Origin of the sequence: Herbaspirillum autotrophicum (genome assembly GCF_001189915.1) — a bacterium.
Taxonomy (GTDB): domain Bacteria; phylum Pseudomonadota; class Gammaproteobacteria; order Burkholderiales; family Burkholderiaceae_D; genus Herbaspirillum; species Herbaspirillum autotrophicum.
The window spans coordinates 73,216-91,860 of sequence record NZ_LFLS01000017.1 but is presented as its reverse complement, the minus strand read 5'-3'; the positions used below and the strand labels follow the sequence as shown (position 1 = coordinate 91,860).

15 protein-coding genes are annotated in these 18,645 nt (G+C 58.6%); 8 read left to right on the top strand and 7 right to left on the bottom strand.

The features are described 5' to 3' along the window. The first annotated feature begins 8 nt into the window (after positions 1-8). The 5 genes from AKL27_RS14645 to AKL27_RS14625 all read left to right on the top strand — a co-directional run bounded on the left by AKL27_RS14645 (position 9) and on the right by AKL27_RS14625 (position 6,503). Positions 9-1,223 carry an ABC transporter substrate-binding protein gene (locus AKL27_RS14645; protein ID WP_050463580.1) on the top strand — a complete coding sequence of 405 codons (1,215 nt, stop codon included), beginning with the start codon at positions 9-11 and terminating at the stop codon, positions 1,221-1,223. Positions 1,224-1,322: 99 nt separating this feature from the next. Continuing rightward, positions 1,323-2,930, top strand: a complete 1,608-nt coding sequence (locus AKL27_RS14640) for a carboxyl transferase domain-containing protein (protein WP_050463579.1) — start codon at positions 1,323-1,325, stop codon at positions 2,928-2,930. A 54-nt stretch (positions 2,931-2,984) separates the two neighbouring features. Further along, on the top strand, positions 2,985-3,779 hold the full coding sequence (locus AKL27_RS14635) for an enoyl-CoA hydratase/isomerase family protein (protein ID WP_050463578.1): 795 nt from the start codon (positions 2,985-2,987) through the stop codon (positions 3,777-3,779). A gap of 43 nt (positions 3,780-3,822) precedes the next feature. Continuing rightward, positions 3,823-5,832 (top strand): acetyl/propionyl/methylcrotonyl-CoA carboxylase subunit alpha, encoded by a 2,010-nt coding sequence (locus AKL27_RS14630; RefSeq protein ID WP_050463616.1) that lies wholly within the window; start codon positions 3,823-3,825, stop codon positions 5,830-5,832. Next, positions 5,829-6,503, top strand: coding sequence for a glutathione S-transferase family protein (locus AKL27_RS14625; protein WP_050463577.1), 675 nt, complete (start codon positions 5,829-5,831; stop codon positions 6,501-6,503). Before AKL27_RS14630 ends, AKL27_RS14625 begins: the two co-directional genes overlap by 4 nt. Positions 6,504-6,507: 4 nt before the next feature. Here AKL27_RS14625 and AKL27_RS14620 read toward each other — a convergent pair whose 3' ends face one another. Continuing rightward, positions 6,508-7,170 (bottom strand): response regulator transcription factor, encoded by a 663-nt coding sequence (locus AKL27_RS14620; RefSeq protein ID WP_050463576.1) that lies wholly within the window; start codon positions 7,168-7,170, stop codon positions 6,508-6,510. Positions 7,171-7,477: 307 nt separating this feature from the next. Between AKL27_RS14620 and AKL27_RS14615 the strand changes: the two genes are divergently transcribed. Further along, positions 7,478-9,727 carry a TonB-dependent receptor gene (locus AKL27_RS14615; protein ID WP_083439063.1) on the top strand — a complete coding sequence of 750 codons (2,250 nt, stop codon included), beginning with the start codon at positions 7,478-7,480 and terminating at the stop codon, positions 9,725-9,727. 17 nt (positions 9,728-9,744) lie between these two features. After that, complete coding sequence (locus AKL27_RS14610) at positions 9,745-10,431, top strand: Fe2+-dependent dioxygenase (RefSeq protein WP_050463575.1); 687 nt, start codon at positions 9,745-9,747, stop codon at positions 10,429-10,431. 82 nt (positions 10,432-10,513) lie between these two features. Here AKL27_RS14610 and hppD read toward each other — a convergent pair whose 3' ends face one another. Then, on the bottom strand, positions 10,514-11,599 hold the full coding sequence (gene hppD, locus AKL27_RS14605) for a 4-hydroxyphenylpyruvate dioxygenase (RefSeq protein WP_050463614.1): 1,086 nt from the start codon (positions 11,597-11,599) through the stop codon (positions 10,514-10,516). A 496-nt stretch (positions 11,600-12,095) separates the two neighbouring features. Between hppD and AKL27_RS14600 the strand changes: the two genes are divergently transcribed. Beyond that, positions 12,096-12,965 carry a hypothetical protein gene (locus tag AKL27_RS14600; protein ID WP_050463574.1) on the top strand — a complete coding sequence of 290 codons (870 nt, stop codon included), beginning with the start codon at positions 12,096-12,098 and terminating at the stop codon, positions 12,963-12,965. A gap of 57 nt (positions 12,966-13,022) precedes the next feature. Here AKL27_RS14600 and AKL27_RS14595 read toward each other — a convergent pair whose 3' ends face one another. From AKL27_RS14595 to AKL27_RS14575, 5 genes are all read right to left on the bottom strand, one after another. Then, the gene (locus tag AKL27_RS14595) at positions 13,023-14,339 is read right to left on the bottom strand and encodes an OprD family outer membrane porin (RefSeq protein WP_050463573.1); all 1,317 of its coding nucleotides are present in this window, start codon (positions 14,337-14,339) and stop codon (positions 13,023-13,025) included. Positions 14,340-14,728: 389 nt separating this feature from the next. Next, entirely contained in the window at positions 14,729-16,072 is a 1,344-nt protein-coding gene (locus AKL27_RS14590) for a cytosine deaminase (protein WP_050463572.1), read from the bottom strand. A 22-nt stretch (positions 16,073-16,094) separates the two neighbouring features. Next, entirely contained in the window at positions 16,095-17,069 is a 975-nt protein-coding gene (locus tag AKL27_RS14585; protein WP_050463571.1) for a PDR/VanB family oxidoreductase, read from the bottom strand. After that, positions 17,066-17,533, bottom strand: a complete 468-nt coding sequence (locus AKL27_RS14580; protein ID WP_050463613.1) for a RidA family protein — start codon at positions 17,531-17,533, stop codon at positions 17,066-17,068. The genes AKL27_RS14585 and AKL27_RS14580 overlap by 4 nt, the downstream gene beginning before the upstream one ends. 87 nt (positions 17,534-17,620) lie before the next feature. Then, positions 17,621-18,643, bottom strand: a complete 1,023-nt coding sequence (locus AKL27_RS14575) for an ABC transporter substrate-binding protein (RefSeq protein ID WP_050463570.1) — start codon at positions 18,641-18,643, stop codon at positions 17,621-17,623. Positions 18,644-18,645: the final 2 nt, after the last annotated feature.

The window sequence follows — 18,645 nt, the reverse complement described above, 5'->3', positions numbered from 1 at the left end:
AGACAATGATGAAATTACAATTAAAAAAACTTGCCGGGGCTGCTGTTGCCATCGGTGCTTTTGGATTCGCTACACCGTCGTTCGCGCAGATTTCCGGTGACGTCATCAAGATTGGTCTGATTACGGACATGTCGGGCGTGTTTTCCGATATTTCTGGCAAGGGCCACGTGGAAGCCATCAAGATGGCGATTGCCGATTTCGGCGGCACGCTCAATGGCAAGAAGATCGAATTGATATTCGGCGATCATCTCAACAAAGCCGACATCGCCGCCAGCAAGGCGCGCGAATGGATCGACCGCGAAGGCGTCGATATTTTGATGTCGGGCGCCAGCTCGGCAGCCGATCTGGCGATTGCCAAGGTTGCCGCCGAAAAGAAAAAAGTGTTCATCGTCATCGCCACCGGTACGGCGCGACTGACCAATGAAGACTGCAATCCCTACACCATTCATTACGGTTACGACACTGTAGCCATGGCCAAGTCCACCGGCTCGGCAGTGGTCAAGCAGGGTGGCAAGTCATGGTATTTCCTGACCGCCGATTACGCCTTCGGCCAATCGCTGGAACAAGATACCAGCAAGGTCATCAAGGAAGCCGGCGGCAAGGTGCTCGGTGCTGTCAAACACCCGCTCGGCGCTTCGGACTTTTCGTCGTTCGTGACGCAAGCGCAGGCTTCCAAGGCGCAAATTCTTGGTCTGGCCAATGCCACTGCAGATACGATCAACGCCATCAAGGCGGCCAATGAATTTGGTTTGACCAAGACCATGAAGCTGGCTGGTCTGGTGATGTTCGTTACCGATATCCATTCGCTGGGACTGGGTTTGACGCAGGGCATGTATCTGAGCGACAACTGGTACTGGGATCAGGATCCGGAATCGCGCAAGTGGTCGCGCCGTTATTTCGAAGTCATGAAAAAAATGCCGACCGGCAATCAGGCCGCCGGTTACTCGGCAACCATGCAATACCTCAATGCGGTCAAGGCTGTTGGCAGTGATGATGCCGACCGCGTCATCCCGCAAATGAAGAAGACCAGGATCAACGACATGTATCTGAAGAACGCGACCATCCGCGATGATGGTCGCGTGATGTACGACATGTATCTGATGCAGGTCAAGACGCCGGCGGAATCGAAGTATCCATGGGATTACGTCAAGATCGTCGAGAAAGTCTCGGCTGAACATGCATTCACCACCAAGGCTGAATCGACCTGTTCGCTCTGGAAGTAAAGCCATGACGTGGTTCGGTGATGGCGTCAGTCATTGCCGGACCACGGATTGCAACATCACGACAAAAAAAGAATTCTGGGCAGGGTTAAGGACATTACGATGCAAGTCATTCAGTCACAATTGAATCCGCGTGGGGACGAGTTCCGCGCCAACGCAGCACATATGCGCAAGCTGGTTGCCGATCTGCGCGAAAAGACCGCCACCATTGCGCGCGGCGGCAGTGACGCGGCGCGGCAAAAACATATTGCGCGCGGCAAGTTGCTGCCGCGTGAGCGGATTGAACATCTGATTGATCCCGGTTCGCCGTTTCTCGAAATCGGCGCTCTGGCCGCATATGGCATGTACGACGATGAAGCACCATCGGCCGGCGTCATCGCCGGCATCGGCCGGGTCGAAGGGCAGGCTTGCCTGATCATCGCCAACGACGCCACGGTCAAGGGCGGCACGTATTATCCGATGACCGTCAAGAAGCATTTGCGGGCGCAGGAAATCGCCGAGCAAAACAATTTGCCATGCATTTATCTGGTCGATTCCGGCGGCGGTTATCTGCCGCGTCAGGATGAAGTGTTTCCCGACCGTGATCACTTCGGCCGCATTTTTTACAACCAGGCCAATATGTCGGCCAAGGGCATTCCGCAGATTGCCGTGGTGATGGGGTCATGTACTGCCGGTGGTGCATACGTGCCGGCCATGAGCGATGAAACCATCATCGTGCGCGATCAGGGCACCATCTTTTTGGCCGGACCACCGCTGGTCAAGGCTGCCACCGGTGAAGTCGTCAGTGCCGAAGATCTCGGCGGCGGAGATGTGCATACGCGTATTTCGGGGGTGGCCGATCATCTGGCCGACAACGACAGCCACGCCTTGTTTCTGGCACGTCGTATCGCCGCCGGTTTCAACCGTCGCCAGCAGGAAAGCGTCAAGCTGGCCACCGTGGAAGACCCCTTGTACGATCCGGAAGAAATCTACGGCGTGATTCCGACCGATACCCGCAAGCCGTATGATGTGCGCGAGATCATCGCACGCGTGGTGGACGGTTCCCGTTTCGATGAATTCAAGGCACGCTATGGCGGCACGCTGGTCACCGGGTTTGCCAACTTGTACGGCATGCCGGTCGGCATCGTTGCCAACAACGGCATTTTGTTCGGCGAGTCGGCGCTCAAGGGGGCGCACTTTATCGAACTGTGCGCGCAGCGCGGCGTGCCACTGGTATTTTTGCAAAACATCAGCGGCTTCATGGTGGGCCGCAAATATGAAAACGATGGCATCGCCAAGCACGGCGCCAAAATGGTGACGGCAGTCGCGACTGCACAAGTGCCCAAGCTGACGATGGTGATCGGCGGTTCCTACGGCGCCGGCAACTATGGCATGTGTGGCCGTTCTTACAGCCCGCGCTTCATGCATATGTGGCCCAATTCGCGCATCAGCGTGATGGGTGGCGAACAGGCCGCGAGTGTCCTGGCGACGGTGAAACGCGATGGTATCGAAAGTCGCGGCGGCAGTTGGGGGGCGGAAGAAGAGCAGGCATTCAAGACGCCGATCCGCGATCAGTTCGAAACCCAGGGTCATCCCTACTATGCCAGTGCCCGTCTGTGGGATGATGGCATCATTGATCCGGCACAGGCGCGGCGCGTATTGGGTTTGTCGCTGGCGGCCAGTCTGCATGCGCCGATTGCGCCGACACGTTTCGGCGTGTTCCGGATGTAAGCTGTCGTTACCTTGCGCTGTATCGTTCCTATTCACATTCATCACTGAGCAATCATGAACTACGACACTATAGAAATCGAACGTCAGCATGACGGTCAGGCCGCCTGGATCTGGATGAACCGGCCGGCCTTGCATAACGCCTTCGATGAAACCCTGATTGCGGAATTGACGCAGGCGCTGCTAACGCTCGACGCCGATGCTTCGGTGCGCGCCATCGTGCTGGCCGGGCGCGGTAAAAGTTTTTCCGCTGGCGCTGATCTGAATGCCATGAAGCGCCAGGGCGCAGCTTCCAGTGAAGACAATCTGGCGGATGCGCGGCGTCTGGCCGAACTGTTCCGGGTATTGTCGGAATGTGCCACGCCGACCGTGGCGCGCGTCCATGGTGCTGCAATGGGCGGTGGCATGGGACTGGCAGCGGCTTGCGATATCTGCATTGCTTCCAGCCAGGCTTCCTTTGCGACTTCCGAAGTCAAACTCGGATTGATTCCCGCCGTGATCAGTCCCTATGTCGTGCGCGCCATTGGCGAACGCCAGGCCTACCGTTATTTTCAAACCGCCGAGCGCATCGATGCCGCGCGTGCGCGCGAGATCGGACTGGCCCACGAAAGCGTGGCGCCGGAACAGCTGGATCAGCAAGTGCAGGCCGTCATCGATGCCATCCTGAGCGGCGGCCCGGCCGCGCAGGCGGCTTCGACCGCGTTGATCCGGCACGTCGCCAATCAGACCGTGGATGCGGCACTGATCGACGATACCGCGCACCGCATCGCCAGCTTGCGTTCCTTGCCGGAAGCGAAAGAAGGGTTGTCGGCTTTCCTCGACAAGCGCAAGCCGCGGTGGAATGGCCAGTAACAACTGTCAGCAGCACGCATACAAGATCAAACAGGAGAAACGCATGTTCAGCAAAATATTGATCGCCAATCGCGGCGAAATCGCCTGCCGCATCATCAAGACCGCACGCCGTATGGGCATCGCTACCGTGGCGGTCTATTCCGCAGCCGATGCCAATGCGCGCCATGTGCGACTGGCCGATGAAGCCGTGCAAATCGGCGGCGCTGAAGCCAAGGATTCCTATCTGGTAGCCGAGCGCATCTTGCAGGCAGCACTGGCGACCGGTGCGCAGGCGGTCCATCCCGGTTATGGCTTTCTGTCGGAAAACGACGTGTTCGCCGATGCCTGCGCCGCCGCCGGCGTGGTCTTCATTGGCCCGCCTGCGCAAGCGATTCGCGCCATGGGTTCCAAGTCTGCCGCCAAGGCATTGATGGAAAAAACCGGCGTGCCACTGACGCCGGGTTACCACGGTGACCGTCAGGAACCGGATTTTCTGGCCGAACAGGCGGCGCGCATCGGTTATCCGGTGTTGATCAAGGCCAGTGCCGGTGGTGGCGGCAAGGGCATGCGCCGGGTCGATGCCGCAGCCGACTTTGAAGCGGCGCTGACCTCATGCCGGCGCGAAGCCATCAATGCCTTCGGCGACGATCATGTGCTGGTGGAAAAATATGTGCTCAAGCCGCGCCATATCGAAATTCAGGTATTCGGCGATACGCACGGTAATTACGTCTATTTGTTTGAACGCGATTGCTCGGTGCAGCGCCGTCATCAAAAAGTATTGGAAGAAGCACCGGCCCCTGGCATGCAGCCGGAGCGGCGGGCGGCGATGGGTGAGGCGGCGGTGAATGCGGCACGTGCCGTCGCGTATGTCGGCGCGGGTACGGTGGAGTTCATTGCCAATCAGGATGGCAGTTTCTATTTCATGGAAATGAATACCCGTCTGCAGGTGGAGCATCCGGTCACGGAAATGATCACCGGCCTCGATCTGGTGGAATGGCAATTGCGTGTCGCTGCCGGGCAGCCGCTGCCGCTGGCGCAAGATCAGTTGCGGATTCACGGCCACGCCATCGAAGCGCGTATTTATGCCGAAGATCCGGACAAGGGTTTCTTGCCATCCATCGGGCATTTGCATCACCTGTCGCCGCCAGTGGCATCGGAACACGTGCGTGTCGATACCGGCGTCGAGCAGGGTGACGACATCACCCCGTTCTACGATCCGATGATCGCCAAGCTGATTGTCTGGGATCACGACCGGCCGAGCGCGCTGGCGCGCATGCGCAAGGCGCTGGGCGAATATCAGGTAGTCGGCGTCACCAGCAATATTGAATTTCTCGGCCGCCTGACCACCTGCGCGTCGTTTGCCAATGCCGATCTCGATACCGGCCTGATCGAACGCGAACACGACAATCTGTTCCCGTCACCGGCGGCGTTGCCGGAAAACGCATGGTTGCTGGCGGCAGTGGCCGAGTTGCTGACCGAAGCCCGGCATGCGCGTGGTACCGAAACGGCAGCCGAACGCGGCTCGCCGTGGCTGGCGCTGGATGGCTGGCGTCTCAATGCCAGCAGTCAACGTCTCCTGACTTTCGCGCAGGGCGAGCACAAGCAAGTGATCGGGGTGACAGCGCAGTCCGGCGGCTGGGAATTGTCGCTCGGCGAACACAAGGTCTCGGCGCGCGGTCAGTTGCTGGGACATGGTCAATTGCAGGTGCAGCTCGGTGAGCGTCGCACCAAGGCCACGGTGGTCGCCAGCGGCGAGCGGCGTCAGGTTTTTGTCGATGGTCATGGTTATGCGTTGCAGCGGGTGCCGTTGCTGGATGTCGGCGGCGGTGCGGCCGAGCAGGCCGGCGGTTTGCGTTCGCCAATGCCGGGCAAGATCGTGGCCCTGCTGGTAGCACCGGGCAGCAGCGTCGAAGAAGGCACGCCATTGCTGGTGATGGAAGCGATGAAGATGGAGCACACCATCACGGCACCGGCACGCGGCGTGGTCAAGGCATTTTGCTGCGCGGCAGGGGATCAGGTCACCGATGGCATCGAGCTGGTCGAGTTCGAAGCAGAAAGCGTCGAAACCGCATGATCACGCTCTATCACTGCGTCAGTGCGCGCTCGTTCCGTCCGCTGTGGATGCTGGAAGAATTGGGCCAGCCGTATGAATTGAAGATGCTGCCGTTTCCGCCGCGCGCGCTGGACCGTTCTTATCTGGCGATCAATCCGCTCGGCACCGTGCCGGCCTTGTTTGATGGCGCTACCCGCATGACCGAATCGGCTGCCATGTGCCAGTACCTGGCAGCCAAGGCGGCCCCGGGCACGCTGGACGTCAGCGTCGATGAGCCGGATTTTGGCGCCTATCTCAACTACCTGCACTTCGGCGAAGCAACCCTGACCTTTCCGCAGACACTGGTGTTGCGCTATGGCCGCTTTGAACCGGCCGAACGCCGTTCGCCGCAAGTGGCGGAAGATTACAGCAAATGGTTTTTATCGCGTCTGCGCTCATTGGAACCGTTGCTGGCGGCGCAGGAATTCTTGTGTGCCGGACGCTTCACCGCGGCCGATGTCTCGGTGGCATATGCCTTGTTACTGGCGCAACATCTGGGACTGGATGCCAAATTTACGCCGGCCGTAGCGGCCTATTGGCAACGGATGCAGGCGCGTCCCGGTTTTCAGCGCGCATTGGCGGCGCAACAGCAGGCTGCAGCACAACAGGGAATTTCGGTATTGCCGGCGCCGGATGCCTTGCCGCCGGACTGAAGTCTCATTCCACTTCCAGCATGTAGCCGAAGCCGCGTATGGTGCGAATGACAACGCCGGCGCCGGCGATCTTGAGGCGGATGCGAGACACGTACACTTCGATGGCGTTGGGCGTGACTTCTTCGCCCCACGGTACGATGGCGTCGAGAATTTGTTGTTTCGACACGACGCGGGTAGTGTGTTGCATCAGGTATTCCAGCAGCGACCATTCGCGCACGGAAAAATCGACATGGAGGTCGTGAATCGTGGCGCGCTTGCCGCGCAGGTCGAGACATAGCCCACCGACCCGCAATTGCTCGACTTGCGGATTGCTGCGCCGGATCAGGGCCTTGATGCGCGCCACCAGTTCCGGTGTCGCAAACGGTTTGATCAGATAGTCGTCGGCGCCCAGATCGAGGCCGTGCACGCGGTCGGAGATGGTGTCGCGGGCGGTCAGCAGAATCACCGGAATATTGCTGCTGCGGCCACGCAGCCGGCGGATCACTTCAAAACCATCGATTCCGGGCAAGCCGATATCGAGCACCAGAACCCCGATACCGTTGCGTTGCAGCAGGGCATCGGCATCAATGCCATTGTGTACCGTATCGACTTCCATTCCGTGGGTTTTCAGAACACGGGACAGACCATCGGCCAGTACCAGATTATCTTCCGCCAGAAGTACGCGCATAGCTCACTCATGATGGCATCCGGCGTCGCATTTGTCCGGACGGGAAGGTTTGATTTTCTTGCTGCGCGACCTTTGTTGCTGATTGTAGCGTTCTGGTAACTAATTCGTATTTATTTTTTATTGTCAGCGGTTTGTCAGCACCCGGTCAGCGAATTGAAAGATGTGACAGGTAGTCTGGCGGATAACAAAAAAACATTGTGTTTCTGCAATGTCTGCACATCCGCAACCGCCAGCCAAGGGCCTTCGCGCCATCGTAGCCAGCCAAAAAATCTGCTTCCCTGAGGCCAACTTTTTCGCTGACTATCACATGAACCGTCTTACTCCTCTTGCTGCCGCGCTGGTCGCGGTATTTGCCGCGCCGTTGCCGGCCCTGGCCCAACAAGCTGCCGGTACCAACAGCAGCACCGGCACCACCTCCCAACAGTCCGCGCTCAAAGATGTCGTGGTCGAGGGTGAGCGTGATCGCGATTTCAGTACTGCGACCACCTCCTTGTCCAAACTGCCGCAGGATTTGCATGACGTGCCGCAATCGGTGGTGATCGTCAACAAAGCGCTGATGCAATCGCAGGGCGCCACCTCGCTGGCCGATGCCTTGCGCAATGTGTCCGGCATCACCTTGGGTGGTGCCGAAGGCGGGCAAATCGGCAACAACATCAACCTCAACGGTTTTTCCGCGCGTACCGATATTTATCTGGATGGCTTCCGTGATCGCGGGCAATATTATCGCGACACCTTTGCGCTGGATGAAGTGGAAGTGTTGATGGGACCGTCGTCGATGTTGTTCGGGCGTGGTTCAACCGGCGGCGTGATCAATCAGGTCACCAAGAAAGCCAATCTGAAACAGGCGACTGAAGTGTCCGCGTCGGTCACCAGCAATGGCCTGGTACGGACCACGGTTGATCACAATCAACCCTTGTCGGATACCTCTGCCGTGCGCATTTCGGCGATGGCGCAAGATGGTGCGGCGACGACCCGCAACCAGACCAATGTGCAGGATTTCGGCCTCGCCGGTTCTTACGTCACCGGGCTGGGAACGCCGCTTGAAATTACGCTGTCGGCGCTGGTGCAGCACAATCATGATCAGCCCGATTACGGCGTGCCGGCCCTCAATGGCCATCCGGTCAATGTTGATCGCAACACCGCCTACGGTCTCAATTCCGACCGTACCAATCAGGACGTGGTTGCGCTCGGCGCCGGCGTCAAATACAAGATCACGCCGGATGTGACCTTGCGCAATCAGACCCAATTCAATTACGTCCATACCAATGCCGTGGAAACCGCACCGAACACGCTTGGCACGGTGTCGGGTGCCGGCTTTGCGGTGTTGCCGGTAACCGGGGTCAGCAACCTGCCGCTGGGCAGTCTGTTCGTGCGGGCACAAAGTCATGACCGCGATATTCGCGATTACTCGATTTTCAATCAGACCGAACTGGCGGCCAAGGTCACTGCCGGCGGCATCAAACACGATCTGCTGTTCGGCGTCGAAGTCGGGCACGATGGCTACGACAATCAAGCCTACTATCGCAATGGCAGTTGCAATGGCGTGGCACTGACCGGCGCGTCGTCACCGACCAGCGGCTATGTCGACTGCATCCCGGCGATCAATCCGGTCTACAGCGCCGCCGGCAGCAGCGCGGTGAGCCAGGCCGGCAATCATGCCAATGGTTCGGCCAATACCATTGCCACCTATGCCAACGACACCATGGAGCTGAGCAAGCAATTCAAGCTGGTGACCGGCTTGCGCTTTGACCGGTATGTGGCCAGCGTCAGCAACTCGATCAATTCGTTGAATACGCCGACCGTGGCGAAAAATACCACCATCGCTGCCGCCGACCAAACCATCAATTTCTGGAGCGTGCGTCTGGGCGGCATCTGGCAACCAACAGCGGCGCAATCGTATTATCTGTCGTACGGCACTTCGTTTGATCCGTCGCTGGAACAATTGGTCGGCACCTCCGGCCAGCAAAATCTGGCACCGGAAAAGAACCGTTCGTATGAACTTGGCGGCAAGTGGGATCTGGCTGACAGTCTGGCGCTGAATGCCGCGATTTTCCAGATCACCAAGGAAAATGCGCGCAGCCAGGTGAGCACCGGCGTCTATGTGCTGGATGGCACGGTGCGCGTCAACGGCGCCCGCGCCGGCGCTACCGGTCGCATCAACAAGAAGTGGCAAGTCGCGGCCAGCTACACTTACCTCAACGCTCAGGTGATTCAGGCATCGGCGGTCGATGGCACGCTCGGCATGACGCCGGTCAACACGCCGCGCAACACGCTGACTACCTGGACTACCTATGAAGTGGCGCCGCACTGGGAACTCGGCGGTGGTGCCACCTACATGTCGCAACGCTTCGCCAATCCGACCAACACCGTGCAGGTCGGCGGCTATACCCGCTGGGATGCGACGCTGGCCTATACCCAGCCAAAATATGATGTGCGGCTGAACCTGTTCAACCTGACCAACAAAATGTATTACGATGCACTGATTCAATCCGATGGCGGACGCTCGGTGCCGGGTACCGGCCGTACCGCAATGCTGTCGGTCAACTATCGTATGTAATGTGACGGAAACCACCCATGCTGATTGCCATCCCGAAAGTACTCGACGCCACGCAACTGGATGCGGTGCGTCAATTGCTGGAGCAGGCCGGACCGGCATGGGTGGACGGGCGTATCACGGCCGGTTATCAGGGCGCCGGCGTCAAGTTCAATCAGCAGATCGATGAACGTTCGCAGGTGGCGCAGCAATGTCAGGAAATCATCCTGAGTGCGCTCGAGCGGCATCCGCGCTTCATCAGCGCGGCGTTGCCGAATCTGGTGTATCCGCCGATGTTCAATCGCTATGGCGAAGGCATGACGTTCGGCGCACACGTCGACGGCAGCGTGCGGATTCATCCGCACAATGGCCGCAAGTTTCGCACCGATGTGTCGGCCACGTTGTTTTTGTCGCCGGCCTCATCTTACGATGGCGGCGAATTGCAGATCGATGACACTTACGGTTCGCACAGCGTCAGGCTGGAAGCCGGCGATATGGTGATCTATCCTTCCACCAGTCTGCATCAGGTCACGCCGGTCACGCGCGGCGTGCGTACCGCCTGTTTTTTCTGGGTACAAAGTCTGGTGCGCGATGATGGTCAGCGCAGCATGTTGTTCGACATGGACAACGCGATTCAAAAACTCAACCAGACCAACGCCGACGAGATTGCGCGGCGCACACTGATCGGTTGTTATCACAATCTGTTGCGGCAATGGAGCGATACCTGAACGCGCATCAGTTGCGCGCATAAGGCACACTGGACACCGGGGCCGCCGGTAATTGCCGCCAGACCCGGATAGTGTGGCCGCATCAGGCTGCCGGCGTCGCCTGCAAGACGCCGCGCCGCACCTGATCACGTTCGATCGATTCGAACAGCGCCTTGAAATTGCCTTCGCCAAAACCGTCATCGCCCTTGCGCTGAATGAATTCGAAGAACACCGGACCCAGCACCGTATTCGAAAAAATCTGCAACAGCAGGCGCTGGCCATTTTCACCGGTGGTGCCGTCGAGCAGAATGCCGCGCGCCTGCAACTCGGCGGTCGGTTCACCGTGGCCCGGCAAACGGCCTTCCAGCATTTCGTAGTAAGTCGCCGGCGGCGCCGTCATCATCGGTACTCCGGAAGCGCGCAACTGGTCGAGCGTGCTGATCAGATCATCGGTGTACAACGCAATATGCTGAATCCCTTCGCCATTGAACTGCATCAGGAATTCTTCAATCTGGCCCGAGCCGCGCGACGATTCTTCGTTGAGCGGAATGCGGATCATGCCGTCCGGCGCGGTCATGGCCTTGGATGTCAGACCGGTATATTCACCCTTGATGTCGAAGTAACGGATTTCGCGGAAGTTGAACAGTTTCTCGTAGAACGCCGCCCAGTAACTCATGCGGCCACGGTAGACGTTATGCGTCAAATGGTCGATCAGCTTGAGGCCCGCGCCTTGGGGATGACGATCAACGCCTTCGAAGAATTCGAAATCGATGTCATAGATCGACTTGCCTTCTTCATAGCGGTCGATCAGGTACAACGGCGCGCCGCCGATGCCCTTGATTGCCGGCAGATGCAATTCCATCGGCCCGGTCGGAATTTCCAGCGGCTGCGCACCCAGTTCCAGTGCCCGGGCATAAGCCTGATGCGCATTCTTGACGCGGAACGCCATGCCACAGGCAGACGGCCCGTGTTCGGCAGCGAAGTAAGAGGCGAGGCTGCGCGGTTCGTTGTTGACGATGAAATTGATGGCGCCCTGACGGTACAGCACCACGTCTTTGGAGCGGTGTTTGGCGATCTTGCTGAACCCCATGCTTTCAAATACCGGTTCCAGCACGTTCGGCTGCGGCGACGCGAATTCGACGAATTCAAAGCCGATCAGGCCCATGGGATTATCAAAAAGGTCAGACATGATGCGTGCTCCTGGATCAATTTTATTGTTGCGCCGCGCATTGCTGCGCAGCGGTCGGCGGTTGGCTTGAAATTGCGATGTCACTGATTGGAGTTTAGTGCGTATTTGTAGATTATTGTGCGCGTTATTGTGTTTGTTAGTTAATTTTTATGCGCAAATAATATGATTTGTTGTGTTTTTGTGCGTAAATATCATTCAAGCGCGCCGCCGATATGCATCGCGTTGCAGGCAGCAATGCGCATCGCAAGGCCGGCTGCGGATGCGGTGATGCACGGGAATGCCGATACTTGTCATTTTGATTATTTTCATCGACGGCTGCCTTGCTTGCGTTTCCTGTAGCCACTACCTATACTCGCGGGCATATTTGGGGCCGGCTGCAGCATCGTACTGCGGCAGCAATCAGTGATAAACAATACAGGCCGGATGCATGGCGAATTTGAAGCGAGCAATACTTATTTCCGTTCTGGGATGTTGGTCATGGCCGGCGCATGCCGAGGTGAAACACCTCATCAGTGCCGAACTGGCGGTGCCGGTACCAGCCGAATTCGGGCTGCAATTCCAGGGCAAGCTGCAAGGCAAGGTCAAAAGCGTCCGTCTCGATTCGCCCTGCAACAATCTTGGCGGCGGCGAGTGCGGTGCCGCCAACCGCTTGCAGCAAGTGATCACTTATGACGACCAGCAGCGCTTGTCGACGGTGCGCCAGACCGCGACCTTCACTTCTCAGGGGCCGTCATTTCAAAAAACCGAGATGGTGTTGTTTACCTACGATGAACAGGCTCGCTATCCGAAGGAATTGTTCCGCCAGTACGAAGACGGCGCAATCGTGATGAGCACCTACGAGCGCGACCGGTTCGGCAATATCCGTACGATTCGCCAGGGCGACGTGTTGTATCGCTATGCCCTCAACAGCAGCGCCGACGGCAGCGATACGGCAGAGCTGGTGCGTGAAGGGCCGGCCCCCGCGCAGGCCGGTGTGCGACGGGTATTCAAGGGCGGCCGCGAAATCAGACGCATCAGAACCGGCAATGCCAGCACCGAGATCGCCGGCATCGATGCCGCACTCAATACGTTTGCGCGGGGCCAGACCGAAGCCGATATCGTCTGGGGTTTTCATCCCGGCGGCAATCTGGCCAAGCAAGCCACCGCGCAGGAAATCCTGTATTTCAGTGATGACCCCCGACTGTTGCCGCAAGCCAGGCGGCTGCGTGCCGGCGCCGGCAGTGATGGTCCCTATGTCGCCAGTTTCTGGCGCAACTACCAGACCGATGCCCGCGGCAATTGGGTCATGCGCGAGCGTTGTGACAACAGTGCGGCCGATGCCGCGCCGGTGTGCGTCAATGAAATTCGCGAGATTGCCTATTTTTGATATATCGGGATGATGCGTCATTGCTGACGCATCATCCCGGATCGCAAGGGGCCGGATTTAAAACGCGTATTCCACCGCCAGCCGGTTTTGCCAGTAGTTGCGGCTTTGGCCCGGTTGCGATTGCAAGGCAATGAAATTGGTGACGGTCAGATTCTTGAGTGCGCCGCCCGGTTTGTAAATCGCATACGCCAGATATTCGGACTGACGAATGCTGTCCGCAGCAGCGCTGCTCTTCAAATCCATATACGAATAGCGACCGCCGATGAACCACTGCGCGTTGAGGGCACCGTTCACATCGAAGGCATAGGCGTTGCCGGCGCCCAGATCTTGCGTGCTCGACAGGAACGGTTGAGCGTACAGCGGACCGGAACCGACATAGTGAGCATACGGCGTGACCAGTGCGCCGTTGCCGTAGGAAGTGCTGTCCGGTACGATGCGGTCATAGCCGAGACTGGCGGTGATGGAATTCTTTTTGGCTCCGACCTGCACACCATAGACCCGGCTGCGGATATTGCCCAGCATTTCACGACCGCTGCCGTTTTCATAAAACAGTTGGGCGCCGATGAAGGGTTTGATGTCGCCTTCCTTTTGCGCTACCTGGCCTTCCAGATACGTCAGGTTGGCGTAGTCGAGATAAGTCATGTTCCACGCCTGACCTTTCAATATCACTGAGTCGAGTGCCCAGCTACGCTCGCCGCCCACGCCCCAGAACCCGCTGGTTTCCTGAGTACCGATCAGGGAGCCATAGTCGATCTTGCTGTTGTAGGTAGTTTGCCGGGTAAACGTATTGTCGATATACGACTTGTAGCGATACATGCGGAATGCCGTGACGTAATTGTCGGCATCACCGTAACGCGCGGTGACACCCTGGAACAGTTGCGGTGCCATGCGCCAGTCATAGGTGCCGGCGAACGGAACTTCCAGTTGTTGGTTGCCGAGCGTGATATCGAATTTTTCGTGTTGCCATTTCAAATAGGCCTCGCCCATGGCGGTGACGTTCGGTCCCAGATAGCCGTCGACTTTGGCCGGATCGCTGGCATGGCCGATGCCGCGCTGGATGAAACCGCTGACGCCGGCGGAAAAGCCATTGAAGGTGGCGGTCGTGAAACCGAGCTTGCCGCCATAGCTGACGGTGTCTTGATCAATCGATGAAAAGAAGTTGTTGTGAGTAGAAAAGTAAATCATGCGCACATTGCCGCCGACTTTTCCTTTGCTGAACATCTCCGCGAAGGTGGCCGCCTGATTGTCGCCGGCACTGTTGTCTGTGGCGGCATCGGCGGCCTGCGCCAGCAACGGCTGGCAAGTGCCGGCGGCGATGGCGGCCGCGATGATGAACGGGGTTGTTGCGGGTACCTTCAAACTGAATTTTTTCATATCCGTGGCGTCCTGATTGAATTGGGGCTGGCCCGGCCAGCGTCTGCTGCGCTGTGCTCAGGCAGCATGCATGCTGCGTCGGGCAGCTTGCATGCGGGCTGGTCTCCTGATTTCCGCGGCTTGGCCGCACCTGCTTCTGTTGCCGGTTGCACTCCTGTTCTGATGGTGTTGATCAAACATCAGGGCGCAGGCAGCCGGCGCCGCGATGCGATCACGGCGGCCATGGTGCGGCAGCGCACTGACACGAAGAAGACGCCGATGCGAAAGGAGATGCGGCCGTCAGCGGCGCGCAAGAATCCCCCGGCGCGGCATGCAGCCGCGCACAACATGGAGACGGTGTCGGGGTGGGGCAGGTGGCGCTCAGGGGCCGTGAATCAGCGTACTCGGCATCATGGATCCAGTTCGCGGTAGTCCGGCAACACGCCGGTGTGAAATTGGCCGTTGCGAATCAGGCGACGGTCACTTTGAGGGCGGGCACAGGCTTCGGCGCTGTCGCGCGCGCGCAGCACCACCAGTTCTGCCGGGCAGCCTGGCCGCAACACGCCATCCCACGCCAAATGCATCGCCTGCGCTGGTGTGCTGGTAATGGCATGACTCCAGCGCAATGCCGGGTCGGACAGGTGTGCCGCATAAGCAGCCAGCGTCAGTGCCTGCCACGGATCGAGATCACCGAACGGGAAAAATGGATCGCGGTTGTTATCCGAGCCCAGCGCCACTGGAATGTTGCGGGCCGCAATTTCATGTATCGGCATCAGGCCACGCAAGCGTGGCGTGCGCGCAGTGCCGGCAATGTGCGGCAAGCGCATGCGGTCTTGCAGGTGCAGATTGGTTTGCGGCAGGCTGACCAGCGTGATGCCGGTGGCCGCCAGCAAATCGAGAATTTCATTGCGGCGATGCTCTGGCGCAATTGCCAGGGCACAGCAATGGCCGCAGACGATACGCTTGCCATTGCCGTATTTTTTTGCCAGCGCGGCGATAGCGAAAATGCCTTCGGTGTTGTCGAGCAAGTGTTCGTCGACATGAAAATCGAGCGCCAGATCATATTGCAATGCCAGCCGGAACAAGCGATCCAGCACTTGTGGCGAACCAGCGCCAGGATACACGAAAGCGCCCAGTGCACCGCCACTGGCGGCCACGGTACGGGCGATGCGCTCGCTGACATCGGAGTCGGCATGCAGTGCCAGCGTGTTCAGGGCACTGAACTGAAGCGCGATCTTGTCGCGCCATTCGGTGCGCAATTCACTGATCACTTCCCACGCCAGCGGCGTCTCGGGCGCCGTCCAGTCGATATGCGTGCGCAATGCGCGGGTGCCGTAAGCGTAAGCGCTGCGCAATGAAAATTCCATGCGTTGCCGCAGATCGTCGCGGGTCCAGCGGTGCTGATCGCTGCCGGCGGCATCAATGGCTTCCAGCAACGAACATTCGAGCGCATTCAGGCGCGGGCCGATATGGCTTTTATCCAGGTGAGTATGCACATCAACCCAACCCGAAAAAATCAATCCCTGCTGCACATCGAGCACCGGTGCATTGCATTCGGCGGCCGTTGGTGCGCGCCCGGCGAAGGCGGCGATCTTGCCGTCCTCGATATACAGCGCCAGTTCGGCCACGGCGCTGCCGCCAACGGCATGGCGCACCTGCAACGCTGGTTCCAGCAAGGCCAGCGGCACGCGCGCCCGATCCAGCCAGTAAGCGCTGGCAGTCAAAGCGGCGGGCCAGGTCGGACACGTCGGCATGGTTTTCCCCGGGCTGATGCGGTCAGAGGTCCAGCACCAGACGACCAGTGCGGGAGCGGGCGCAGCATAGTGCTACCTTGCTGTCGCGTTCTTTCTTGCTGAGACAGTAATCGCGATGTTCCGGCAGGCCCTCGAGATAGGGCGTGACACAGGTACCGCAGACACCTTGTTCGCATGAGGTCAGAATATCGATGCCGTTATCCAGCAACACCTGCGCAATGCTGTCGCTGCTGCCGACAGTGAATACCTGACCGCTGCTGGCAATGCTGACTTCGAATGGCCGGTCGCCGTCTTCATGCAATACCGCGGCGGCAGAAAAATATTCCAGATGCACTTGTTCTTCAGGCCATGCCGAGGCGGCGGCGCGTACCGCGTCCATGAAACCTTGCGGGCCGCACATGTACAAATGGGTGCCGGGTGTCGCTGCTGCCAGCAATGCAGTCAGGTCAATACGGGCCTGCACATCATCAATGCCGGCATTGTCGAAGTGATAGCGAATGCGATCACGCCAGGGCGCCTCACGCAACTGCGCGGCAAACGCCAGATGATCCGGTGAACGGGCAAAGCAGCACAACAGAAAGTCTTTGCCGTCTTGCCACAGCGCCCGCGCCATGGCCAGCATCGGCGTCAAACCGATACCGCCGGCCAGCAACAGATGTGCAGTGGCATCGGCAGTCAGCGCGAAGTTGTTGCGCGGTGCACTGATCTGCAGCACGTCGCCGGCCTTTACCTGTTCATGCAGCCAGCGCGAACCGCCGCGCCCGGGATTTTCCCGTTTGACGCCGAGTACATAGCGCTGCCGTTCCGAGGGCGCATTGCATAACGAGTATTGGCGCACTCCATGCAGACCGGTGGCGACGTCAATATGCGCACCAGCCGTGAATGGCGGCAATGCAACATCTGTCAGCGGCGTCAGTTCGAACGACGAGATCTCATCGGTCTGGCGCGTAATGACGCTGACCCGGACCGACAGTGGTGTATGCAGATCAACACTCATGCGAAACTCCCGGTTGCTTGCGGCAAATAGGCGGTGGCTTCCACCTCGACCAGAATGCTGGCCGCCGGCAACATGGCCGGGACTTCCACCACCGTCGACACCGGCGGGTCATTCGGAAAAAAGCTGTTGCGCACCCGGCTGTATTGCGGGTAGTCGCGCAGATCGCGGAAATACTGCACCAGTTTGAAGACATCGTTCATGCTGCCACCGGCCTGTTCCAGCGTGCTGCGGATGCGATCCAGCACATACCAGGATTGCGCCCGGATCGGACCTTCGCGGATATCCACTGAAAATTCGCCGGTGCGCCCCAACTGGTGCGCGACGTCATCCGGAATATCGGCATACCCCTGCACGATGCGGCCGGCATCGGGATTGACGGCAATGATGCCGGACAAGAATATGAAATCGCCGCGTCGCTTGAAGGCAGCGTAACGTGCGAGTGGTTTGGCGATGGCTTCACTCATCTGATTCTCCTGCTTTTGTGATTCATGGAATGCATTGTTGCGTTTGCCGCCTGCTGTCCGTGGCATGGCAGCAGGCCCGACACTGGCTTATTGCTTGCTCAGCTTTTTCTTCAGATCCAGCCCCAGTCCTTTGTTGACGAAGCGGGTATCGATCACCAGATTCAGATCGACGTCCTGTTGCTTGTACAAACCGCTCTTGACCATTTTTTCGTAAAAGTCATTGATGCGCGCCTGACTCATGGTGCCAATCCCCTTTTCCAGGGCATCACCGGAATCGAGCAAACCGATTTCACGAATCTTGGCGACTTCGCGATCGATCTTTTCATCGGTCATTTCCGGATTGGCTTTCTTGATCAGGGCATAGGCAGCAGTGTGGTCGCCATACATGAAGTTGTACCAGCCGATGATCGATGCTTCGACAAACCGGCGCACCACATCGGGTTTGTTCTTGGTCATGTCGGCGCGGGTTTCGATGCCGTTGGCATACGTGCTCCAACCGGCATCAGCCAACAGGAACACTTGCGGTTTGACGCCGGCGGCTTCGGCATAAATCGGTTCGGCATTGACGAACACTTGCTGCACCACTGCTTTGTCGGCCAGGAATTGCGCCAGGCTGTAGTTGTACGGGCGCAGTTGCTCATCCCTGAAGCCGTGCGTTTTCTTCATCCATTGCCAGCCGGCGAACTGCATGTCCTTGCCGATCAGAATGGTCTTGGCGCGGGTCAGGTCGTTGAAGTTTTTGTAGCCGGCATCGGCATGCGCCATCAATCCTTGCGGATCTTTCTGGAACATCGCTGCGACCCACACTGTCGGCACCCGGTTCTTGATATTGTCGAAAGCTTGCAGCAGATTGCCGCCCATCAGGAAATCCAGTTTTCCGGCTGACAGCAGCGGGCGATTGTTGACTTGCGGACCGCCTTGCTGGATATCGACTTCCAGACCGTACCTGGCATAGGTGCCGTCAGCCACGGCCTGATAGTAGCCGCCGTGACTGCCCTGGGCACGCCAGTTGGTACCGAAACTGACCTTGTCCAGCGCCAGTGCCGGAGTGCTTGCTGCGGCCGAGAAAAATACGCTTGCTGCCAACACCACGTGTTTCAACTTGATCATGC

What these genes read in the sequence shown, in the direction of transcription:
- AKL27_RS14635 (WP_050463578.1), top strand. Translation starts at nt 2,985, where the DNA reads ATGAACTACGACACTATAGAAATCGAACGTCAGCATGACGGTCAGGCC.
- AKL27_RS14595 (WP_050463573.1), bottom strand. Translation starts at nt 14,339, where the DNA reads ATGAAAAAATTCAGTTTGAAGGTACCCGCAACAACCCCGTTCATCATC.
- AKL27_RS14620 (WP_050463576.1), bottom strand. Translation starts at nt 7,170, where the DNA reads ATGCGCGTACTTCTGGCGGAAGATAATCTGGTACTGGCCGATGGTCTG.
- AKL27_RS14640 (WP_050463579.1), top strand. Translation starts at nt 1,323, where the DNA reads ATGCAAGTCATTCAGTCACAATTGAATCCGCGTGGGGACGAGTTCCGC.
- AKL27_RS14580 (WP_050463613.1), bottom strand. Translation starts at nt 17,533, where the DNA reads ATGAGTGAAGCCATCGCCAAACCACTCGCACGTTACGCTGCCTTCAAG.
- hppD (WP_050463614.1), bottom strand. Translation starts at nt 11,599, where the DNA reads ATGTCTGACCTTTTTGATAATCCCATGGGCCTGATCGGCTTTGAATTC.
- AKL27_RS14590 (WP_050463572.1), bottom strand. Translation starts at nt 16,072, where the DNA reads ATGCCGACGTGTCCGACCTGGCCCGCCGCTTTGACTGCCAGCGCTTAC.
- AKL27_RS14625 (WP_050463577.1), top strand. Translation starts at nt 5,829, where the DNA reads ATGATCACGCTCTATCACTGCGTCAGTGCGCGCTCGTTCCGTCCGCTG.
- AKL27_RS14615 (WP_083439063.1), top strand. Translation starts at nt 7,478, where the DNA reads ATGAACCGTCTTACTCCTCTTGCTGCCGCGCTGGTCGCGGTATTTGCC.
- AKL27_RS14630 (WP_050463616.1), top strand. Translation starts at nt 3,823, where the DNA reads ATGTTCAGCAAAATATTGATCGCCAATCGCGGCGAAATCGCCTGCCGC.
- AKL27_RS14610 (WP_050463575.1), top strand. Translation starts at nt 9,745, where the DNA reads ATGCTGATTGCCATCCCGAAAGTACTCGACGCCACGCAACTGGATGCG.
- AKL27_RS14575 (WP_050463570.1), bottom strand. Translation starts at nt 18,643, where the DNA reads ATGATCAAGTTGAAACACGTGGTGTTGGCAGCAAGCGTATTTTTCTCG.
- AKL27_RS14585 (WP_050463571.1), bottom strand. Translation starts at nt 17,069, where the DNA reads ATGAGTGTTGATCTGCATACACCACTGTCGGTCCGGGTCAGCGTCATT.
- AKL27_RS14645 (WP_050463580.1), top strand. Translation starts at nt 9, where the DNA reads ATGAAATTACAATTAAAAAAACTTGCCGGGGCTGCTGTTGCCATCGGT.